This is a genomic window from Billgrantia ethanolica (assembly GCF_021404305.1).
In the GTDB taxonomy this organism is placed as follows: Bacteria; Pseudomonadota; Gammaproteobacteria; order Pseudomonadales; family Halomonadaceae; genus Halomonas; species Halomonas ethanolica.
In genome coordinates this window covers 1-3,200 of the sequence record NZ_JABFTX010000009.1, presented here as the reverse complement: position 1 = coordinate 3,200, position 3,200 = coordinate 1, and the positions used below count along the sequence as shown (strand labels likewise).

At 57.4% G+C, this 3,200-nt stretch carries 2 protein-coding genes; one reads left to right on the top strand and one right to left on the bottom strand.

The features are described 5' to 3' along the window. Positions 1-1,110: type I restriction endonuclease subunit R (locus HOP53_RS21250; protein WP_234271859.1), on the top strand; the 1,110-nt coding region annotated here is incomplete at its 5' end. Here the strand turns inward: HOP53_RS21250 and HOP53_RS21245 are convergent. Continuing rightward, entirely contained in the window at positions 1,055-2,308 is a 1,254-nt protein-coding gene (locus tag HOP53_RS21245) for an IS256 family transposase (protein ID WP_234271858.1), read from the bottom strand. The two genes, HOP53_RS21250 and HOP53_RS21245, sit on opposite strands and share 56 nt — an antisense overlap. Positions 2,309-3,200: the final 892 nt, after the last annotated feature.

Here is a 3,200-nt window from a genome sequence, read left to right as displayed (position 1 = left end):
CGCAACGACCTGGATGGCCAGCTCTTCGCTACCTTCAGCGCTGCTCGCGAGCTACTGCGTCAGGAGCCGAGGCAGGCCGACGACCGCGATACCCTGCGCGGCCTGCTTGCCGAACGCGAGGCAGGCGGGATCATCTTTACCACGGTTCAGAAGTTCACCCTGCTGGAAGGGGAGTCAAAACACCCGGTACTCAATGATCGCCATAATCTTGTGGTGATCTCAGACGAAGCCCACCGTAGCCAATATGGCTTGAAGGCCAACCTCAAGCAAAGTGGCCGCTACACCTTCGGCTACGCCAAGCATATGCGCGATGCGCTCCCCAACGCGTGTTTCATTGGCTTCACCGGTACACCGATTGATAGTGAAGATAAGAATACCCGCGCTGTCTTCGGCGATTACGTTTCCATCTACGACATTCAGGATGCGGTGGAAGACGGCGCCACGGTGCCGATCTACTATGAATCGCGGCTGGCCAAGCTCGAGATCAACCAGGCCGAGATCGAACAGTTATCCGATCAGGTCGAGGAGGTCATTGAGGACGAGGAAGACATTGGCCACCGCGAGCGCACCAAGGGGGAGTGGAGCCGCCTGGAAAAGCTGGTTGGTTCCAAGCCACGTCTCAAACAGGTGGCCGCCGATTTGATCGAGCATTTCGAGACGCGCAATGCCACCATCACTGGAAAGGCAATGATCGTAGCGATGAGCCGCGAGATTTGCGCTCACCTCTACAACGAGATTACCGCTCTGCGCCCTGAGTGGCATGATCCCGATCCGGAAAAGGGCGTGATCAAGATCGTGATGACCGGCTCCGCTGCCGACAAGGCACTATTACAGCCGCATATCTATAACAAGAAGACCAAGAAACGCCTGGAGGCACGTTTCAAGAATCCCGACGATCCTCTCAAGCTGGTGATAGTGCGAGACATGTGGCTGACCGGCTTCGATGCACCCTGTTGTCATACCATGTATGTCGACAAGCCGATGAAGGGCCATAACCTGATGCAGGCCATCGCGCGGGTGAACCGGAGTTATCGTCAAATCTGGTGGATGGCGATCAGGCCGCATTCCTGTCTGATTGATCAACCACTTGCTCCCCGTCCTGGAACTTGACGTTGCTGACGACCAGTTCCAGCTTCTGGAAGTGCTTGATCCTCCTCCATCGCTTTTGGGCGCTCTGGAGCAGCTTGAAGACCATCGCCAAGGTCGTCGCCCGGGAGCCGCAGTTCCGGCTCCGCTTGGTCCTCAGGCGGACCGTGGCGAAGGTCGACTCGATCGGGTTGGTGGTGCGGATATGCACCCAGTGCTCTGCCGGGTAGTCGTAAAACGCCAGCAGCTCGTCCCGATCCTTGGCCAGGCACCCCATCGCCTTGGGGTACTTGGCCTCGAAACGCTTCACCGTGCGATCGAAGGCCCTGCGTGCCTCGTCGCGGGTCTCGGCCATCCAGATGTCATGGAGGTCCGCCTTGACTTTGGGCTGCACCGATTTTGGTAGCTTGTTCAGCACGTTGGCCGTCTTGTGGACCCAGCAGCGCTGATGGTCGGTTTCCGGGTAAATCTTGCTCAGCGCTGCCCAGAACCCCATGGCACCGTCACCCACTGCCAGCTTGGGAGCCTGGGCCAGGCCACGCTCTCGTAGCCCTGTCAGCAAGGTCTCCCAACTGGCCGCCGACTCGCGAAAGCCGTCCTCGACGGCCACCAGCTCCTTGCGGCCCTGCTCGGTGACGCCAATGATCACCAGCAGGCACAGGCGGTCACCCATGCGGACGTTGCTATACACACCGTCGGCCCACCAGTAGACGTAGTGTCGGTCGGCGAGGTCCCGCTTCCTCCACTCGGTATGCTCGTCTTCCCACTGCTTCTTGAGCCGTGACACGGTGTTGGCCGACAGACCCTTGGCCTGGTCGCCGAGCAGCGCCGCCAAAGCCTCCTGGTAGTCGCCGGTAGAGATCCCCTTCAGGTAGAGCCAGGGGATCAGCTCCTCGATGCTGCGGGCCCGCTTCAGGTAGGGCGGCAGCAGACTGCTGTTGAAGCGAGCGCCACCACCGCTACGGTCGCGCACCTTGGGCACCTGCACGCTGACATCCCCGACCCCGGTCTGGACGGTGCGCTCGGGCAGGTAGCCGTTGCGGACCACCGCTTGGCGCCCATCATCGAGCCGCTGGTCGGCGTACTGTGCCAGGAAGGTGGCCAGTTCAGCCTCGACGGCCTTGGCGATCAGGTCACGGGCACCTTGACGAAGCAGCTCGTGCAGCGGGTCAGTGACCGGGGGTTCTGGTTGTGAAAGAGCCCGGAGGGTAGAATCGGTCATGGCGTATCCACTCATGTTGATTGAGATCTTGGTCGTGATCAATCAACAGGATACGCCACCCTTCCTACCTCCTCCCATACACCAGAAATCACCATAGCTCGACGCCCATGCAGCAGGTAGCAAGGTGAACCGGGTTCACATTACCCCTCATTCATTCCTATGACAGGACAGCGGCCAGACATCAGCTTGGCCTGCCAGACGGCGTGAGACTCGATCCATCCGTTACGAGACACAGAGAAGCGGCCACCATTGTACCAGCCCTTCCGTCAAAGGCGTCTGCACCATTGCAGGATTAGGTAGCGGGAGAGGTTGCCCATGATGGCTAGCTCATGAAGGTGATACAGAAATGAAAATGTACAAAGGTCCTCGGTGTCAGCATCAACCTATCTGGATATTTGGTTATGAAAAAATGGCTTATTAGACTAATTATTTATTAGGAGAATGCTTGTAAGCGTATGTATCAACTGTTACGGTTGCGTTGGGGCTGAACACAGCCTCTCCGCTCTTTAAGAAACAGCTATTACTGCAGCAAAGAAATCGACGCTAGAGCGGGCCTCTAGCGACTTCTTACTATAGCGGTGAGAAGTCATGACCGCCCTCCCGGGGTCTCTCGGTCACGCGGGCACCGTAGGCGCATCCTCGTAGCAAAGTAATGCGACTATTGTCTGGCAAGAAGCTAAGTATCAACTCACATCCAACATTCAATTCTTTGCGCGTGTGGAAAACCTCGGTCTGGCCGGTCAACCATGTCGGTTGGCTGTAACCTGAGGAGTATTACGATGAAAATCGAAAATACCACTGTTATCCGCATCAGTAATAGCTGCAAAGAGTTTGGTTCTTCACCTAGAGATAGGCAGAACCAAGAAGGAGTTGGAGTGAGCGGAAATATCCA